Below are 18,070 nucleotides of genomic sequence, written 5' to 3' on the forward strand. Positions count from 1 at the left end.
GGTTCTTACGGCTGACGATGTACCCATTGTGGGAGCGGGCTTGCTCGCGAAAGCGGTGTGCCATGCAGCAATGATGTCGACTGACACGATGCCTTCGCGAGCAAGCCCGCTCCCACATTGATTGCGGTGCGGCGTATATCAAACATTTTGATAGTTATCGCCGATAATTCAGCCTAAGCGTCCTCCGGAACCTGCTGTTACAATGCCGGCTCTGCGAATCTTCAGACTTTTAGATCAGGAGCACACCGGTGCCTGTCGTTTTTGTCGCCGCTTCCAAGCTGCCAACGCCTTTTGCGCAATTCACCATGCATGGCTTTCTCGATGAAGCCACCGGCCGCGAGCACGTTGTGCTGAGCCTGGGTGAATTCGACGATGGTGCCCCGGTACTCGGCCGGTTGCACTCCGAATGCCTGACGGGCGATGCCCTGTTCAGCCAGCGTTGCGACTGCGGCTCGCAACTGGAGGCCGCCTTGCAGGCCATCGCCCGCGAAGGTCGTGGCGTATTGCTCTACCTGCGACAGGAAGGCCGGGGCATTGGTCTGCTGAACAAGATCCGCGCCTATGAGCTGCAGGACGGTGGCGCCGACACCGTTGAAGCCAACGAGCGCCTGGGCTTTGCCGCCGACCAGCGTGACTACGCCATGTGCCTGCCGATGCTGGAGCACCTGGGCGTGAAGTCACTGCGCCTGATGACCAACAACCCGCGCAAGGTCAAAGCCTTGACCGACATGGGTATCGTGGTCGCCGAGCGCGTGCCGCTGCACACCGGCCACAATCCGCATAACCGACTCTACCTGGCGACCAAGGCCAGCAAGCTCGATCACATGATGGGCAATGAGCATCAGGGCGAGGTAGACCGGGCGTGACCCGCGGTCAGGTGCGGCGGCGACTGTCCGTCAACTGGTGGCAATACCTGGCACTGGCCTTGTTGCCCCTGTTTGTGATCAACGCGGTGTTCGGCCAGAGCGAAGCCATTCTGCCGGTGCTGGCGATGCCGTTGTTCATCGCCGGAGTTGCCTCGATGTTTGTCAGCCTGAAGTTTTTCGGCGCCTACAAACACGCACTGATCGCCACCCAGAAAGCCCTCGATACCCCTGAAGAACCTGCTGCCTGGATCAGTCTGGCGGCCAAGCGGCGCACGGCATTCCTGGCTGCCGGGCTGCCGGCCTGGATCGCTGCCCTGGCGGTGTTCGTCGGTCTCGAAGCCGTGCCGCTGATGCTGCTGGCACTGTCGACCGCCGTGTTGTTCTACCTCTACCGTATTCCGCGTCAACTCGGTTGATGCGCGCGCTCTGGCTGGCGGTGTTGCTGCTGGCCGCCAGTGGCTCGGCCGTCGCGGTCGAACGGGTTGTCAGCCTCGCACCGTCGCTCTCTGAAATCGTCGTTGAACTGGGCTCCGCCGACCTCCTGGTCGGTGTGCTGGACGCCGGTGAGCGACCTGCCGAACTCAAGGATCTGCCCTCCGTTGGCCGCTATGGCCAGCTGGACATGGAGCGCTTGCTCAGCCTGAAGCCCGATCTGTTGCTGCTATGGCCCGGTAGTGTCGGCCCGGCCCAGCGTGACCAGCTCAAGCGACTGAATATTCCCACCTACGTCGCCGAACCCCGCAGCCTGGACCAGCTCACGGTGCAGATCGAAGCCATTGCTGCTCAGCTGGATCGGCCTGAACGCGGAGTTTCATTGGCCAGCGATCTACGCCAGCGGCTGGATGAATTGCGTCAGCGCTATCGCCGGGACAAGCCGTTACGAGTGTTCTATCAGGTCTGGGATCGGCCGCTGTATACGGTTGGCGGCGAGCAGATCATCAGCGATGCGCTGGAGGCCTGCGGTGCGCAAAACGTGTTTGCCGACCTGAAGCTGCCGGCACCGCAAGTCAGTGTGGAGGCGGTGTTGCAGCGTAATCCCGAGGTGATTCTGGCCAGCGATCAGGCGCAGCTTGATGCGTGGAAATCCTGGCCACAGGTGGCGGCGGTATCACAAGGACAATTGCGCCTGGTGACGGACAAGGGCCTGGAGCGGCCGAGTGGGCAGATGATCGAGGCAACTGCAAAGCTTTGTCATTTGATTGCGCCCTGTGGCGAGGGGGCTTGCCCCCGTTCGGGTGCGCAGCACCCGCAATCAGATTAATGCGATGTACCTGAGAAATAGGGGTATAGGATTTTGGGGCTGCTTCGCAGCCCAACGGGGGCAAGCCCCCTCGCCACAAATGATCGAGTCTGGCTTTAGATCTCTGGTGTCCACGTCACCCCGAACATCCACGCCCGACCTTCCTCGCGATACCCATACTGGCTACCTTGGTAGCTGTACAGCGCCCGGCTGTAACCCTTGTCCAGCAGGTTATCGACCTTCAGCTCCAGCTGGATTTCACGATTGAGCTCCCAACTGCTGCGCAACCCCAACAGGGCATAACCACCCAACGGCTGTTGATTGTTCAAGTCGTCATAGCTGCTGCTGACTGCTTGCCAGCTGGCGCCGAGGCCCAGGCGATCGAACTGTCGGTCCAGGTCCAGGCTCAAGGTGCGCCGCGCACGACGGGCCAGGGTGTGGCCCGTATCACGGTCGCGTGGGTCGATGATCGCCACGCCAAGGTTGCTCTGCCAGCCGAACAGTTCCTGCTTCAGCGCTGCTTCGAAGCCGTTGATCCGTGCCGAGGCAACATTTTCGGGGCGTGAGTTGCTGCCGAAAATGATCGCGTCTTCAAGGTCGGTGCGATACAGCGACGTCTCCAGGCGACTGCTCTCGGTCAATTGGCTGCGCCATTGCAGCTCATAGCTCTTGGATGTTTCGGGTTTCAAATCCGGGTTGCTGAAATCCGGGTAATACAGATCGTTGAACGTCGGCGCGCGGAAGCCTTCGCTATAGGTCAGCAGCACTTCGTTGTCCGGGTTCAGCGGCAGGGTGAAGGTGCCGCTCCAGGTGTTCTGGCTGCCGAACTGCTGGTTATCGTCGTGACGCAGACCCAACTCCGTAGAGAAACTGTCGGCCTGAAAGCGATGCTGGATAAACGCGGCGCGGTTCCAGCGGCTGTCTTCGTCGAACGCTGTGGTGCTGTTGATCCGGTCTTCGTACCAGTCGCCACCGAGCATCAGGCTGTTGCGCTCGTTCAGCGCCAGATCGTTCTGCCAGTTGACCGAGTCGCGGTAAGTATTGAAAACACTGCGCTCATCGCTGAGCTTGTCGAGAGTTGTCTCGCGGTTTTCGCTGTGACCGAGTTCGACGCGGGTTTTCCAGACCTCACTGATCTGTGCATCAATGTAGCTGCTGACGCTGCTCACATTGAAGTCGTTGTAGGGTTGCTGTTGATAGGACTTGTCCGTCACGTAATCGTAACGGCCGAACGGACTATCAAACTCGCTCTTGCCACGGTTATCCAGCACGTTGGCGCCGACTTCGATGTCTTCCGTCAGGGCATGACTCAGGCTCAGGCTGAGGGATTTGTTGCGGTAGGCGTCGTGATCGCCATCACTGGGATACGACTCGTGGGTGCGATTGATCCCGGCGGTTTCGTCGAGGCTGGCGCCGAGGTTGAAGCGGGTTCGCTCATCACCACCAGACAGGCCAAGGCTGCGCTCCCAAGTCTGATTACTGCCAAAACCGGTGTGTATGCGCGGTTGCAGGCCTTGTTGACCGCCGCGGCGGGTGAAGATCTGGATCACCCCGCCAATCGCATCGCTGCCGTAAATCACCGAGCGGGAGCCGCGCAGCACCTCCACGCGCTCGACCTGTTCGATATTGATGTGTTGCAGGTTGCTGTCGCCGGAGGTCGAACTGCCGATGCGTTGGCCATCCACCAGCACCAGGCTCTGGGCCGACTGGGTGCCGCGGATGTAGACCCCCGGAATGCTGCCGCGCCCGCCGGACTGCGAGACTTGCACACCCGGTACCCGACGCAGCAGGTCAGTGACGCTATCGGGTTGCAGGCGATCGATGTCGTCGCGGGTGAACACGGTGTTGGCCGCGCTGCTGTCATTGCGTGCTTCGACCTGGCGGTTGGCGCTGATCAACACGTCGGGCAGCTTCAGGGCCTGGTCGCGTTCGAAGGTGTCGGCAAGGGCGTAGGCGGTGGGCAGCAGAAAAAGAGGCAGGGCGAGGCGGGAAAACTTCATGGGTAGTCCGATGGTGTTTCGTGGAGCACACAAATCAAATGTGGGAGCGGGCTTGCTCGCGAAGGCGGAGTGTCAGTCAACTTCTCAGTTGAATGATCCGACGCTTTCGCGAGCAAGCCCGCTCCCACAGGGTGTTGCATGTATCCAGGGATTTAGATGTTGAGCAGTTGCAGGCGCTCGCGGATCGAAGCCTCGATCCCGGCTTCATCCAGCCCGCACTCAGCCAGCATTTGCGCAGGCTTGGCGTGTTCGACGTAAATGTCCGGCAAGCCCAGGTGCAGCATCGACTTGAGGATGTTTTCGCGGGCGAGGAATTCGCTGACCGCGCCACCGGCGCCGCCCATGATTGCGTTTTCTTCGACAGTGACCAGTAGCTCGTGGCTGCCAGCGATTTCGCGAACCAGTTCTTCATCCAGCGGCTTGACGAAACGCATGTCGACCACGGTCGCGTCCAGCGTCTCGGCGACTTTCAGGGCTTCGGCCAGTTGCACGCCGAACACCAGCAGGGCGACTTTGCTGCCCTGGCGGCGGACTACGCCCTTGCCGATCTCGATCGGTTCGAGGTCTTTCTCGATGGTCGCGTTCGGGCCGTTGCCGCGAGGGTAACGCACCGCCGCCGGGCCTTCGTACAGGTGACCGGTGGTGAGCATCTTGCGCAGCTCGTTTTCATCGCTCGGGGTCATCACCAGCATGCCGGGGATGCAGCGCAGGAACGACAAATCGAAGCTGCCGGCGTGGGTTGGGCCGTCTTCGCCGACCAGGCCTGCGCGGTCGATGGCGAACAGCACGTCGAGGTTCTGTACGGCGACGTCATGCACCAACTGGTCGTAGCCGCGTTGCAGGAAGGTCGAGTAGATGGCCACCACGGGTTTGGCGCCTTCGCAGGCCATGCCGGCCGCGAGAGTGACGGCGTGCTGCTCGGCAATGGCGACGTCGAAGTAGCGCAGCGGGAAGCGTTCGCTGAAAGCGACCAGGTCCGAGCCTTCCTTCATCGCCGGGGTAATCCCGACCAGACGCGGATCGGCCGCCGCCATGTCGCACAGCCACTCGCCGAACACACCGGAGTACTTGGGCCCGCTGCTGGCCTTTTTCGGCGCGGCGGCCGGGGCGTCCAGCGGTTCGAGTTTGGTGATGGCGTGGTAACCGATCGGGTCGACTTCCGCCGGAGCGAAGCCTTTGCCTTTCTTTGTGACAACGTGCAGGAACTGCGGGCCTTTCAGATCGCGCATGTTGCGCAGGGTGGCGATCAGGGTCGGCAGGTCGTGGCCATCGATGGGGCCGATGTAGTTCCAGCCCAGTTCTTCGAACAGCGTGCCGGGAACCAGCATGCCTTTGGCATATTCTTCGGTCCGGCGGGCGATTTCCCAGGCACCGGGGAGGCGCGACAGCACTTTCTTGCTGCCTTCGCGCATGCTCGCGTAGGTGCGGCTGGAAAGGATCTTCGCCAGGTAGTTCGACAAGCCACCGACGTTGCGCGAGATCGACATGTCGTTGTCATTGAGGATCACCAGCATGTTGGCGTTCACTTCCGGCGCATGGTTCAGCGCCTCGAACGCCATGCCCGCGGTCAACGCGCCGTCGCCGATCACCGCGATCGCCTTGCGCTCGCTGTTTTGCAGGCGGGCGGCAATCGCCATGCCCAGCGCGGCACTGATCGAGGTGCTGGAGTGGCCGACGCCAAAGGTGTCGTACTCGCTCTCGGAACGGCGCGGGAAGGCGGCGACGCCGTCTTTCTGGCGCAGGGTGCCCATGCGCTCGCGACGACCGGTGAGGATCTTGTGTGGATAAGCCTGATGACCCACGTCCCACACCAGCCGGTCGTCCGGGGTATCGAAGACGTAATGCAGCGCGATGGTCAGCTCGATCACGCCCAGGCCGGCACCGAAATGCCCACCGGTCTGGCCGACCGTGTAGAGCAATTCCAGGCGCAACTCATCGGCCAGGGTTTCCAGCTCGGCTTCGCCTAACCGGCGCAGGCCGTCCGGCGTGTTCGCGCGATCGAGCAGGGGCGTGGTCGGGCGCTTGCGGGGAATCTCATGAAACGTCGTGGGCATCAGGCGAATCGTTATAGGTATAAAAGATGCGGCAGTTTACCTGATGCATCGTCCCCTGCCCACGCGTTGGTCTTTTTTGACGGATTTGCCGTCAGCTGCGGCGATCGACGATATACCGGGCCAGATCACGCAACGGCTCGGCCGCCGCGTCAAACGGTCGCAGGGCGTGCAGGGCCTGGTCGCGCAGCTCCAAGGCATAGGCCTTGGCGGCGTCGAGGCCGAGCAGGGCGGGGTAGGTCGGTTTGTCCCGGGCAATGTCGGCGCCCTGGCGTTTGCCGAGGGTTTCGGTATCGCTTTCGACGTCGAGAATGTCGTCTTGCACCTGGAATGCCAGACCGATGGCCTGTGCATAAGTCTGCAGGGACTTGAGTTCGTCTTTCTCGGCACGGCCGCTGGCCAGGGCGCCGAGTTTGACGCTGGCCTCGATCAGCGCGCCGGTCTTGTGCCGGTGCATGTACTCCAGGGCTTTCTGGTCGAGCTTCAGACCGACCGAGCCGAGGTCGATGGCCTGACCGCCAACCATGCCCGCCGGGCCTGCCGCCAACGCCAGGGCACTGACCATTTGCAGGCGGATTTCGGCATCCGACGCGCTCAGGCGTGGATCGAGCAGGGCGCTGAAAGCCAGGCTCTGCAAGCCGTCGCCGGCGAGGATCGCGCAGGCTTCATCGAATTTCTTGTGGGTGGTTGGCTGGCCGCGGCGCAGATCGTCATCGTCCATCGCCGGCAAATCGTCATGCACCAGCGAGTAAGCGTGGATCAATTCCACCGCACAGGCCGCACCGTTGGCTTGCTCGGCCTTGCCGCCCAATGCTTCGCACGCGGCGTAGGCCAGCAGTGGACGCACGCGTTTGCCGCCATTCATAACGCTGTAGCGCATGGCTTCGTACAGCCGCGCCAGCTCGGGGCTCGGTGCGGTGAACAGGGTTTCCAGCGCTGTATTGACGCGGGCCTGGCTGGAGGCCGAGTACGCTGCAATCATTCTGGCTGATCCGCGTCGAAGGGTTCCTCGGCCAACTCGCCATCACGCTCGAGCAGCACCTGAACCTTTTGTTCGGCCTGGGCCAGCGCCGCCTGGCAATCGCGTGTAAGACCGATGCCCTGCTCGAAAGCGGCCAGCGAGTCCTCCAGCGACAATTCGCCATTCTCCAAGCGCTCCACCAGCGTTTGCAGGTCGGCGAGGGATTGTTCGAAATCCAGTGCAGCTTTTTTGCGGGCCATGGCGGCGATTTCCGGTTGACGTTAAACCGGCGCGACACTAGCAGATAGGGGGGTTATGGGCAAATGAGCAGGGGTTAGATGGCACCGACTCTTGCGTGAAAACGACCCTGTCACAAGGGACTTGGCTCTGGCCCCCTGTAGGAGCGAGCTCGCTCGCGAAAAACCAGAGGCATCGCTGGGCACCCGGTTTCACCCGTTATCGTTCACGACCTTCGCGAGCAGGCTCGCTCCCACAGGAGTGACGAGCCATATGTACGAATTATTCGGCTCACCGTCCATCCACAACCGTGATTCTCACCGCATTATAGGAAGTGCCCGATTGTTATGAACGGACTGAGCGTCTAATCTTCGCGTCATCGACGACCCGCCATTCACGGGTCTTTCAGACGAAACGCAGTATCCACATCTGTAATGCGCTCAGGATCAGGCGCAAGGTTTCGTCATGCATGGCAGGAGGCGTCGCATGCGCTCATTTCTTTTGCTGCTGATCGGGTTGGTCTGTGTGCCGGTTCTGGCCGCACCAAGTGCCGAGGTGTCGGAACCGGTGGGCGGCTGGCGCTTCAACGGGTTGTTGGATCGTACGGAAAATCCCCGAGTCGCCTATCCCACGCCACCCATCGACCGAGGCGTGCAGCGCAATCGCACGATGATCGAAGGCCGGCTCAAGGCCCTCGGCACTCAGCGCGGGCCGCATACGTTGGCGGTCAACGGCAATCCGCTGAACCTCTATACCGACGAACAAGGGCGTTTCGCCCGACCCTATGCGTTTGGCGCCGGTTCCAACAGCGTCGAAGTGCGCAGCGCCGAAGGCCAGTCTCTCAAGCGTGTTCAGTTCTATGAAGCCAACAACCTGCGCACCCCGGCGCGGATTCGCGTGGTGCTGGGTTGGGACGATCCGAAAGCCGAACTCGACCTGCATATTGTCACGCCTGATGGCCAGCATGCCTTCTGGGCGCATTCGGCCTTGACCAATGGCGGCGGCCTCGACCCCGACGGTGTCGATGGCCCGGGTCCGGAAATGTTCACCATGACCGCACCGCTGCGTGGCACCTATCTGGTTTACGTGAACTATTGGGGCAACTTCGGCAGCGGCGGCTATAACTTCGATGAGACCAGCAACCAGAACGAGGTGATTACCTCGCAGATCAACCTGGTGCTCAACGAAAACACCGTCGATGAAAAACGCGAGACGTTCATCGTGCCCCTGCGCGCAATCGGCGACCTGCTGCTGGTCAAGACTTTCAACTACTAAGCATCCCCGCTCCACGGATGAAATTCGGGTTTTGTGAACATGAGTGATAGCACTGTTACTCCGGCCGCTGGCGCACCCGCGGCCAAACCTCCCCTGCATTGGCCGACGCTGCTGATCGGGATATGCCTGGTCGTTGTCGTGGCCGGTGGGTTGGGGTGGTTCATGCACAAGCCCAAGGCCCCGGCCCCCGTGTTGGCCAGTGACAAACTGGGCATGAGCCGCCCGGATGGCCTATTGGAAACCCACTCCCTGAGCCAGTTGCCCAAGGACTTGCTGGCGGTGCCGTTCCTCAAGGAAACCCTGACCGAAGATTTCGTCTTCTATTACGAAACCCATGCCGATCGCTTGGGCTTGATCGGCAGCTTGCGGCGGATCATCTACGAACACGACCTGAAACTGCAGGACACCTTGATCGAGCAGTTGTTCGATCAGCCTGCCGATGTAGCGTTGTGGCGCGGGGCGGATGGGCGGCTCAAGGATTTCCTGCTGGTGATGGATCGCGGCGGGCTGGCCAAGGTGCTGGAGCCGCTGGCCAAAGTGGCGCTGGGCGACTCCCAGCTAAGCAAGGTCGCTGACGTGAAGGTCGGTACCGACGACGTGGCGCTCTATCAACTCAACTACAACGCGAGCAAGGCGCTGCTGTTCGCGTCCCGTGGCGACAAACTGGTGGTGTTGTCCAATCCGGCGAAACTCTACGACCCGCAAAGTGGCGCAACGGAAGAATCGGGCAGCGTGTCGACCACGGCCATTGCTGCGCTGCTCAATGGCGACAAACTGTTTCCCGAAGCCTTCGGCCTGGCACCTCGTGAGCCGCAAGTGAAACAACGCCTGTCGGTGAATGCCAGCGTGCTGGCCATGGGTTACCAGCGTTTCATCCCTAACTTCGCCGGCCTGCGTTTTGACATGGACGACAAGGGCTGGCACAGCTTCCTGGCCATGGATGAACTGGAGAATCAGCCAGACTTCGATTTCAAACCGATCTGGCAAGCCATGCCCATGGGCGCCAGCGCTTGCGTGGCGTTGCCGCTGGCGGCCGAACAACAGACACCGCTGCTGGTGAAACTCGGTGCGCAGGAGAAGGTGGCCCAGGCATTGACCGAACACATGGCCGGCGCGGCAGGCCTGTGCTGGTATGCCGATTCGCGGTTGTACACGCCCTTGCTGGTGGCCAGCCTCAATGATGACGACAGCGGCAAACTCGATGGGGATTTGGGCAGCCTGTTTGGCTCGATGGTCGGTGCCTATGAGAGCAAGGTCGAGGACGGCGCCTTCCCGGTGATGGAGAAACAGGCAGGCCAGAGCCACCAGTGGCAACGCCAGGTCAGCTCCAGTTTCGGTCCCTATGCGGCCAAGGAGGCCGAAAACCCCGACGCGATCACCGGCAAGACGTTCATGAAAGTCAGCCTGGCGCGGCATGGCTCGACGTTGCTTTTCTCCCTCGACGACAAGCTGGTGGACAAGGCTCTCGGCACCCTCGACAAACGCTTCCCGCCGATGGCCGACGTGGTACCGAAAGACCTGCTGATGCCGGTCTATTTTGGCCCGGACTCCATGGCCCAACTGATGCAGCAGGAAACCCTCGACAGCCTGCCCCAGGATATGGAACCGGTGTTCTATAACGCCGCGCAAACCTGGCTGATCCCGAAACTGCGCAAGCTCGGCGGCTACGGCAAATACGCCCTGACCTTACCTGAAGGCAGCGAGCCAGACGGCCACTGGCAGTGGCTGCCGCTGGAGTGGAAAGCCCTGTGACGGCATTGATCCGAAGTCTCGGCCTGCTGGCGTTGTTGCTGAGCGCGGGTGCCCGCGCTGTCGAGGCACCGTCGCTCGACCCACAGCAATCCCAGGTGTTTCGTGCCTGGTTCGTGCGCATTGCCCAGGAGCAACTGAGCCAGGGCCCGAGCCCGCGCTGGTATCAACAAGACTGTGCCGGGCTGGTGCGCTTCGCCGCTAACGAAGCGCTGAAAGTCCATGACGACAAATGGCTGCGCAGCAATGGCCTGTCCAATCGCTACCTGCCGCCGGAACTGCAATTGAGCGACGCCCAGCGCGGTCTTGCCCAGCAATGGCAGCAGGGCGGCGGCAAGGTCGGGCCATACGTCAATGCGATCAAATTGATCCAGCTCAACAGCCATCTGGTCAGCCGCGATGTGTCTCAAGCGCGCCCTGGCGACCTGATGTTTTTCGACCAGGGCGACGACCAGCACCTGATGATCTGGATGGGCCGTTACATCGCCTATCACACCGGCACCAGCACACCCACCGACAACGGCATGCGTTCGGCAAGCCTGCAGCAACTCATGACATGGAAGGACACCCGATGGATACCCGACGCAGCCAACCCCAACTTCATCGGCGTCTATCGACTGAATTTTCTTTCCCAATGACCGGTGCCCGCATGCTGCGTTTTCTGTCTCTGATGTTGGTATTGGTGCTGCCGTTCTCGGCGGTAAACGCCGAAGACTCGGTCCCGGCCAGCGGCTATGCGCCAGTGGCCGGCGAGAGTTTTTTCCTGCTGGCCGACAGCAGCTTTGCCAGCGATGAACAGGCGATGGTGCGCCTTGAAGCGCCGGGTCGCGACTATCGCCGGTTTCGCATGGAGCCCTACGGCGGCGCCGACATTCGGGTGTATCGCATCGACAAGCCGCTGGACTTCCTCAAGCGCCAGAAGAACCTGCATCGGGTGGTCAGCGATGGCCAGTTCAAGGGGGAGGGGCTGTCCAATACCCTCGCGTACCTGTGGGACAACTGGTATCGCAAATCCCGTCGGGTGATGCAGCGGGCGTTTTCCTACGAGTCGCGTAAACAAGTCACCGAGGAAGTGCCGGAACTGAAGATGGGCAACGCGATGGCCGCGCCAACGCCCTACGATGCGCAGCCGCAATTTGCACTGATACCGGGTTTGCCGGTGGTCAGCCAGTTCCGTTATCCGTTGTGGCAGGCCAAGCCGATCCAGCCACCTGCCGGGGTGAACCTGGCCGGTTCTTCCAGCGAGTTCGTCAGCGTCGCGCCGGGCAACGTGTACATCCCGTTGGGCAATCTCAAGCCGGGTCTTTATCTGGTGGAAGCGCTGATCGGCAAGTACCGCGCCACCACCATGGTGTTCGTCTCCAACACCGTGGCGGTGAGCAAGATCGCCGGTGACGAATTGCTGGTGTGGGCCGCGCGCAAACACGAAGGCAGCTCGGTGCCGAAGGTCAATGTGCTGTGGACCGATGGCCTGGGCGTGATGAGCAGCGGCGCCACCGATACCGATGGCTTGCTGCGCTTGAAACACGTCAGCCCCGAGCGTTCGTTCGTGATCGGCGAAGACGAAGAGGGCGGGGTGTTCGTCTCCGAGAATTTCTACTACGACAGCGAAATCTACGACACCAAACTCTATGCCTTCACCGACCGGCCGCTGTATCGACCGGGGGATTGGGTGTCGCTGAAAATCGTCGGGCGGGAGTTCAAGAACGCGCGGGACTCGGTGCAGCCAAGCGCGGCCGACGTCAATGTGACCGTGCTGGATGCGACCGGCACGGCGCTGCAATCCCTCGATCTGAAGCTCGATTCCAAGGCTGGCACCCAGGGCCGATTCCAGTTGCCCGATAACGCTGTGGCCGGTGGCTATGAACTGCGTTTCAACTACAAGGATCAGGCCTACAGCAGCGCCTTCCGCGTCGCTGAATACATCAAGCCGCACTTCGAGATTTCGCTCAATCTGGCCAAGCAGGATTACCGCACAGGCGAACCGGTCAAGGGCAGCCTGGTGCTGCTGTACCCGGATGGAAAACCGGTGGCCAATGCGAAACTGAGCCTGAGCCTGCGCGCCCAACAGCTGTCGATGGTCGACAACGAACTGCAATACCTCGGGCAGTTTCCGGTGGAACTGACCAGCACCGAATTGACCACCGACGCCAAGGGCAGCGCGTCCCTCGACTTGCCGGCAGCGGACAAGCCCAGTCGCTACATGCTCACGGTATTTGCCAGCGACGGTGCGGCGTATCGGGTCAAGACCACCAAGGAAATCCTCATCGACCGTGGCGCGGCGAATTTCCGCTTGAGCGCGCCTCAACGCTTCAGCGCGGTGGGTGACAAGGTTGCCTTCAGCTACGCCCGCGAAGGCGAGCAAGCCGATGCCGTTACGCCAGGCAGCTATGGCTGGGTGCGTTTGGAGGACCAGAGCACCGGCGAAGGCAAGCTCGCGGCAACCGACAAAGGTTTCACCCTGGCCTTTGACCGCCCAGGCACCTACAACCTGACGCTCAAGGATGATCATGGCCGGGCGGTCGGCGCCACTGGCCATTCGGTGACCGGCGATGGTGTCAAAGCTGTACCCGGCACCGTGGAAATCGTCCTCGACAAGCCCGAGTACATCGCAGGCGATGAAGCGCTGGCGCTGATCACTTTCCCCGAGCCAGTGAGCGATGCGCTGTTATCTCTGGAACGCGACAAGGTCGAAGCCACTGCGCTACTTTCCAAGGGCGGCGACTGGCTGACGATGGAAAAACTCAGCGATACCCAATACCGCGCGCGCATCCCGGTGAAAGACGGTTTCGCGCCGAACCTGACCTTCTCGGTGTTGTACACCAAGGGTGGCCAATACAGTTTCCAGAACGCCGGCATCAAGGTGGTAACGCCACAGATCGACGTGGCAATCGCCACCGACAAAGAAACCTACCTGCCGGGTGAAACCGTCTCGGTGGACCTGACCACCCGGTTCGCCGGCAAAGCGATTCCCGCGCATCTGACGGTCAGCGTGGTCGATGAAATGGTCTACGCCCTGCAACCGGAAGTCGCGCCGAGCATCGACCAGTTCTTCTATCACCCACGGCGCAACAACGTGCGCACCAGTGCCAGTTTGTCGTTCATCAGCTATGACGTTGCCTTGCCGGGCAGCCCCGGTGCACCGGGCAAGGCCAATCGCAGTGAGCGCGGTGTGAAGGTGCTGGAGCGGCCGCGTCGCGAAGACGTCGACACGGCGGCGTGGCAACCTGAATTGCTGACCGATGCCAACGGCAAAACCCGCTTCACCTTCAAGATGCCCGACTCCCTGACCCGCTGGCGCATCACCGCCAGGGCCATCGCCGATGACGGTCAGGTCGGGCAGAAGAAGCAGTTCGTACGCTCGGAAAAACCGCTGTACCTGAAGTGGAGCGGGCCGACCCGATTCCGCGCCGGAGACAAACCGGACCTCGGTGTGTTCGCCTTCAGTCAGGCCGAGAAACCGGTCAAGGCCGAACTGGTGACCCGTTACGCCGGCAACGAACAGCGCGTGCCTGTAACTCTGAACAGTGGCATCAACTACATCCCGTTGCCGACCTTTGAACTGGTCAATGGCGAGTGGAGCGCCGAGCTGATGCAGGATGGCAAAACCGCTGATGCCCTGGCGGTGCGCCTGAGCGCAACCGGTGAAGGCTGGCAGGTGACTCAAACCCAGAGCCTTGATGTGGGTGAGGGCGATACGCCGCTGACGTTGCCGACAGACGCCAGTGATATCCGCCTGCGTCTGGACGACAGTCCGCAAGCGTTGTTCCGTTCTGCACTCGACGATCTGTTGAGCTACCCCTACGGTGGCGTCGAGCAGACCGCCAGCGGCCTGCTGCCATTGAGCATCGCCTACCCGACGCTGGCGGCGAATCCGCAGATCCGTGATCGCCTGCGTCTGATCATGCAAAACAGTCGCTTGCGTCTGGTACAAATGGCCGGCCCTTCGGCGAGCTTCACCTGGTGGGGCATGGATGGCGAACCGGATGCATTCCTCACCGCCTATGCCTACTACGCCGACTGGCACGCCAGCCAGGTGCTGGAACTGAGCCTGCCGCCGGAGCATTGGCAGCGGGTGCTGGAGGTCTACGCCAAACAGGCGAAGAACACGCCGCTGTTGCAGCGGGCGCTGATCCTGTCGTTCGCCAAACAGATGCAGTTGCCGGTCAACACCTTGCTCAGTGGCTTGATGGACGACCTGGCGAAAGCGGGCGAGGGCACCGCGGCGAACCTGATGGAGAACGGCGAAGACAGCCTCGTCATGAGCGATCCGGATTCAGCCTTGGGGCTGGCGGCTGCACGCGTGCTGACGGCATCGTTGGCCAGGCAAGCGAAGGTCGCTTTACCGGACGCGTTCAATCGGCAACTGGCCGACGCGCAGCAACGTCTGGCGGTCAGTTCCCAGCCGTTTGCCGAAGCGCTGAACCTGTCGCTGCAACCCTTCGATCAGGCTCACGCCAAGGCCTTGCTGCAACGTTTGCTGCCTCAGCAATCGACCCTGGAACGTGCGTTGGCGTTGACCTGGCTGCAACGCAGCATCGAGCAGGCATCGCCCACCATTGCATTGGCGCCGGGTGAAGGCTGGAAGAAACAGTACGGGGTTTCTGGGGAGATGTATTGGACGTGGCAGGGGGCTGCGCCAGTGCCGACGGTATTGACGCTGACCGGCGCACAAGAGCGTCCGCTACGCGCTGCATTGAGTTACCGCAGCCAACAGCCGGCGGTCGATCCGATGGCCTTGACCATCACCCGTCGCCTGTCGCGATTGGTGCCGGGGGATGCAGCTTTCACCTTCAAACTTGAAGCGGTCGGCAACTCGCCAATGTCCAGCGACAACCTCTATCTCGATGAGGTGATCGTCACCAGCCAAGCCGCCAGACCGTTGCGTTACGGGATGCTGGAAGTGCCGCTGCCGCCGGGCGCCGATGTCGAGCGCACGACCTGGGGCATCAAACTCATGGGCAAGGCCGGCACCGAGCCGACGTCCCTGGAGAAGGCGCGTTTCGAACCGGGGCAAATGGCTTACGCCATTCCGGTCGATGCCTTGAGTGGTGAATTGCGCCTGCGGCATTTGGTGCGTTTCTCGCAGAAAGGGCAGTTCAACTTGCCGCCGGTGCGTTTCACTCAGGTTTATGCGCCGCAGCATCAGGCGATGGAACAAAAGGCAGCCCTTGGCCAGGTCACGGTTCACTGACGTGCACAGGCGGCTGACAGGTTGGTTGTTGTGTTTGATCCCTGTGCTGGTAACGGCGCAGGACGAACCTTTGCGCCTGGCCTTCAAGGGCGATTTGTTGTCGCTGAGTCGAACGCAGGTGATCACCCGCGAGCCGTTGCCGCAGACGTTGCAGTCGCCATTGGGCAGTGTGTGGAAGTTGTTCGTCTACGCCTGGCTGGTGGACACCGGTGCGCGTGAGCCAGCTTATGAATGCCGGGGCCAGTCGAAGGAAGAGGTTTACTGCTGCTCGGCGGGCGGCAGGATCGAGCGTGATCAGGCGTTGGTGAAGTCATGCGGTCTGTATTTCGAACCCGCGCGGTTGGGCATCAGCGATGCCGACTGGCGAGCCTATTGGCAGACGCGGCAGGCGCCGCAATGGTTGCTGGATTTGCCTTCGTTGCAACCGGCTACCCGGGTTTCGGTGGCGGAACTGTTGAAGATGTTGGCCGTGCTGCCGGCGCAGGATCAAGCCCGGCGTGTGTTGCTCGATGTGATGCTCAATGCCGCCGATGGCCAGGTCGTCGGCGAACTCGGAAGCCGTCTGCGGGTGAAGACCTGGAGCTGGCTGGCGGATCAGGATGCAACATCGCGACAGGGTGGGTTTGCCGGTTGGACGGCGGATGGTACACCGGTCTGGGCCGGCGGGCGCGGTACCAGTCAACGGGTACTGCGTGATTACGCGCAGGCACTGTCTACGGTGATTCCTGTTGCATGGCCTGTGGATGCAGGGCAGTGCGTAGAGGTCGACCTGTTCTCTCGCTATCCACTTCGGCGCGTGCTGTCAGGGGGCACCGCAGTGACTTCCGGGGCATTGCAGGGTGACTACCGCGTCGAATTCGCCAACGGTAATGCGCTGGATATCCACAGCGACGGTGAACTGTTTCTGCTGAGCGACAAGCTCGTGGCTCGTCTGAATCGCGAAGAGTACGTTGCCCGTGTGCTCCAGCGCGAAGCCAGTACCGAACCGGTCGAAGCCGCCAAAGCCCTGGCCGTGGCCATCCGCACTTACCTGCTTCAAAACGCCACGCGCAGCGGTGACTGCCTGAGCATCGACGACAGCAGCAGTCGTCAGCGGGTCGCACCGCGTCCGGCGTCGTCCGAGTCTCGCGACATCGCCGCCTGGACCAGCGACCTGGTGCTGGCCGGCAGCACCATCACCTACCATTCCGATCAACCCGGCCCGGACAAACTGTCCTGGCAGCAAGCCGTCGAACAGGCCCGTGCCGGCCAGCGCTACGACGCCATCCTGCTGCACGCCTACCCACGCGCCAGTCTCAGTCGCTGGGACAACCCGGTCGCCTCCTGCGAAGCGTTGCCCGCCGCACAAGAATGGCTGCAAAAACAACGGCGCGGCTGGCGCCAAAAACTTGAAAGCGAAACCGGCTACAACGAAGTCAGCACCTTCGCCGTATGCCGCCTGGCATTCGGCCGCCCCTATGTCGACCGCGAACGCCAGCGTATCTACGTGCGTGGCGCGCAGACACTGCAAGACCGCCTCGACCTGACCCACGAATACCTGCACCTGGCCTTCGAAGCACACCCCAATGGCCAGGATGAAACCTACATCGAAGGGCTCGCCCGCCACCTCTTGCTGGAATAGACCATGAAACTCCGTTATCCACAGGTCTTGCTGTTGCTCTGTTCGTTGGTGGCGTTGCCATCGGTGATGGCGGCTGACAGCGTCAAACTCGACACGCCCGCAGGCGGCTGGCGCACCGGCGCGCCTGAGGGCGAAGGGGAAAACTTCCGGCAGACCGTCAACTACCCGGCCTCATCGGTGAATACCCCGACAGGGCAGGCCAACACGGCTCGCATCAGCGGGCAGATCAAAGCTACAGCCAAATCCACAGAGCCCGGCCGTCTGATCGTCAACGGGGTCAGCATGCCGCTGAAAATCGACCCGGCAGGGCGCTTCGATCGCCCGTTTTCATTCCCCAACGGCAGCAACAGTGTCGAGGTTCGCAGCCCTGATGGCCAACAACGTCAGCGCACGCAATTTCTCAACAGCAGCGGCGGCGCGACCCCGGCCAAATTGCGCGTTTTGCTGTCCTGGGACAGCGACAACACCGACCTTGACCTGCACCTGATCACCCCCGACGGCGCGCACATCTGGTACGGCGACCGCGTCGTCCCCAACGGCGCAGCGCTCGACGTCGACGTCACCACCGGCTACGGCCCGGAAATCTTCGCCATGCCTGCGCCGATCAAGGGGCAATATCTGGTGTATGTGAATTACTTCGGTGGCGGGTACAGCAGTGATGAGGAGGGGCAGGAAAATGCGGTGCAGGCGCTGACCACGGCCCAGGTGACGGTGATTACCGAGGAAGGCACGCCGAGCGAGAAGATGGAGACGTTCCTGGTGCCGATGCGGGCGGTGGGGGAGTTGACGTTTGTGAAGGGGTTTAGTTATCCGTGAGGGGGATAGTGACAGCGCTGCTGAGACAAATGCAGGTTCTGGGCAGTTAACTTTTTTCGG

Annotated in this window: 13 protein-coding genes; 9 read left to right on the top strand and 4 right to left on the bottom strand. The window is 61.7% G+C overall.

Features of this window, described 5'->3' with window-relative positions:
- Window positions 1-248: 248 nt before the first annotated feature.
- Genes ribA through KGA98_RS00445 form a run of 3 tightly spaced genes read left to right on the top strand, consistent with a single transcriptional unit; the run spans window position 249 to window position 2,127 of the window.
- Window positions 249-866 carry a GTP cyclohydrolase II gene (ribA, locus tag KGA98_RS00435; RefSeq protein ID WP_008053837.1) on the top strand — a complete coding sequence of 206 codons (618 nt, stop codon included), beginning with the start codon at window positions 249-251 and terminating at the stop codon, window positions 864-866.
- On the top strand, window positions 863-1,282 hold the full coding sequence (locus KGA98_RS00440) for a hypothetical protein (protein ID WP_057713130.1): 420 nt from the start codon (window positions 863-865) through the stop codon (window positions 1,280-1,282). The genes ribA and KGA98_RS00440 overlap by 4 nt, the downstream gene beginning before the upstream one ends.
- Entirely contained in the window at window positions 1,282-2,127 is an 846-nt protein-coding gene (locus KGA98_RS00445; RefSeq protein WP_223500002.1) for a cobalamin-binding protein, read from the top strand. The genes KGA98_RS00440 and KGA98_RS00445 overlap by 1 nt, the downstream gene beginning before the upstream one ends.
- A gap of 95 nt (window positions 2,128-2,222) precedes the next feature.
- Here KGA98_RS00445 and KGA98_RS00450 read toward each other — a convergent pair whose 3' ends face one another.
- From KGA98_RS00450 to KGA98_RS00465, 4 genes are all read right to left on the bottom strand, one after another.
- Complete coding sequence (locus KGA98_RS00450; protein ID WP_223500013.1) at window positions 2,223-4,106, bottom strand: TonB-dependent receptor domain-containing protein; 1,884 nt, start codon at window positions 4,104-4,106, stop codon at window positions 2,223-2,225.
- 152 nt (window positions 4,107-4,258) lie between these two features.
- Window positions 4,259-6,160: a 1-deoxy-D-xylulose-5-phosphate synthase gene (gene dxs / locus KGA98_RS00455; RefSeq protein WP_223500022.1), complete on the bottom strand. Its 1,902-nt coding sequence runs from the start codon at window positions 6,158-6,160 to the stop codon at window positions 4,259-4,261.
- Window positions 6,161-6,251: 91 nt separating this feature from the next.
- Window positions 6,252-7,139: a (2E,6E)-farnesyl diphosphate synthase gene (ispA, locus tag KGA98_RS00460; RefSeq protein ID WP_154862102.1), complete on the bottom strand. Its 888-nt coding sequence runs from the start codon at window positions 7,137-7,139 to the stop codon at window positions 6,252-6,254.
- Complete coding sequence (locus KGA98_RS00465; protein ID WP_007970180.1) at window positions 7,136-7,378, bottom strand: exodeoxyribonuclease VII small subunit; 243 nt, start codon at window positions 7,376-7,378, stop codon at window positions 7,136-7,138. The genes ispA and KGA98_RS00465 overlap by 4 nt, the downstream gene beginning before the upstream one ends.
- 463 nt (window positions 7,379-7,841) lie before the next feature.
- Here KGA98_RS00465 and KGA98_RS00470 point away from each other — a divergent pair, with 463 nt between their 5' ends.
- From KGA98_RS00470 to KGA98_RS00495, 6 genes are read left to right on the top strand one after another with little or no spacing between them, the layout of a single operon-like run.
- Window positions 7,842-8,630 carry a YfaP family protein gene (locus KGA98_RS00470; RefSeq protein ID WP_223500033.1) on the top strand — a complete coding sequence of 263 codons (789 nt, stop codon included), beginning with the start codon at window positions 7,842-7,844 and terminating at the stop codon, window positions 8,628-8,630.
- A gap of 39 nt (window positions 8,631-8,669) precedes the next feature.
- Window positions 8,670-10,382 carry a DUF2138 domain-containing protein gene (locus tag KGA98_RS00475; protein ID WP_223500042.1) on the top strand — a complete coding sequence of 571 codons (1,713 nt, stop codon included), beginning with the start codon at window positions 8,670-8,672 and terminating at the stop codon, window positions 10,380-10,382.
- Window positions 10,379-11,017 carry a DUF1175 domain-containing protein gene (locus KGA98_RS00480; protein ID WP_223500051.1) on the top strand — a complete coding sequence of 213 codons (639 nt, stop codon included), beginning with the start codon at window positions 10,379-10,381 and terminating at the stop codon, window positions 11,015-11,017. Before KGA98_RS00475 ends, KGA98_RS00480 begins: the two co-directional genes overlap by 4 nt.
- Complete coding sequence (locus KGA98_RS00485) at window positions 11,014-15,573, top strand: alpha-2-macroglobulin family protein (RefSeq protein ID WP_223500059.1); 4,560 nt, start codon at window positions 11,014-11,016, stop codon at window positions 15,571-15,573. Before KGA98_RS00480 ends, KGA98_RS00485 begins: the two co-directional genes overlap by 4 nt.
- Window position 15,574: 1 nt before the next feature.
- Window positions 15,575-17,194, top strand: a complete 1,620-nt coding sequence (locus KGA98_RS00490; RefSeq protein ID WP_223500075.1) for a DUF2300 domain-containing protein — start codon at window positions 15,575-15,577, stop codon at window positions 17,192-17,194.
- A gap of 3 nt (window positions 17,195-17,197) precedes the next feature.
- Entirely contained in the window at window positions 17,198-18,010 is an 813-nt protein-coding gene (locus tag KGA98_RS00495; RefSeq protein ID WP_223500090.1) for a YfaP family protein, read from the top strand.
- Window positions 18,011-18,070: the final 60 nt, after the last annotated feature.

Origin of the sequence: Pseudomonas sp. BF-R-24 (assembly GCF_019947335.1) — a bacterium.
GTDB classification, from domain to species: Bacteria; Pseudomonadota; Gammaproteobacteria; order Pseudomonadales; family Pseudomonadaceae; genus Aquipseudomonas; species Aquipseudomonas jessenii.

What these genes read in the sequence shown, in the direction of transcription:
- KGA98_RS00485 (WP_223500059.1), top strand. Translation starts at nt 11,014, where the DNA reads ATGACCGGTGCCCGCATGCTGCGTTTTCTGTCTCTGATGTTGGTATTG.
- KGA98_RS00470 (WP_223500033.1), top strand. Translation starts at nt 7,842, where the DNA reads ATGCGCTCATTTCTTTTGCTGCTGATCGGGTTGGTCTGTGTGCCGGTT.
- ispA (WP_154862102.1), bottom strand. Translation starts at nt 7,139, where the DNA reads ATGATTGCAGCGTACTCGGCCTCCAGCCAGGCCCGCGTCAATACAGCG.
- KGA98_RS00450 (WP_223500013.1), bottom strand. Translation starts at nt 4,106, where the DNA reads ATGAAGTTTTCCCGCCTCGCCCTGCCTCTTTTTCTGCTGCCCACCGCC.
- KGA98_RS00445 (WP_223500002.1), top strand. Translation starts at nt 1,282, where the DNA reads ATGCGCGCGCTCTGGCTGGCGGTGTTGCTGCTGGCCGCCAGTGGCTCG.
- dxs (WP_223500022.1), bottom strand. Translation starts at nt 6,160, where the DNA reads ATGCCCACGACGTTTCATGAGATTCCCCGCAAGCGCCCGACCACGCCC.
- KGA98_RS00475 (WP_223500042.1), top strand. Translation starts at nt 8,670, where the DNA reads ATGAGTGATAGCACTGTTACTCCGGCCGCTGGCGCACCCGCGGCCAAA.
- KGA98_RS00465 (WP_007970180.1), bottom strand. Translation starts at nt 7,378, where the DNA reads ATGGCCCGCAAAAAAGCTGCACTGGATTTCGAACAATCCCTCGCCGAC.
- KGA98_RS00495 (WP_223500090.1), top strand. Translation starts at nt 17,198, where the DNA reads ATGAAACTCCGTTATCCACAGGTCTTGCTGTTGCTCTGTTCGTTGGTG.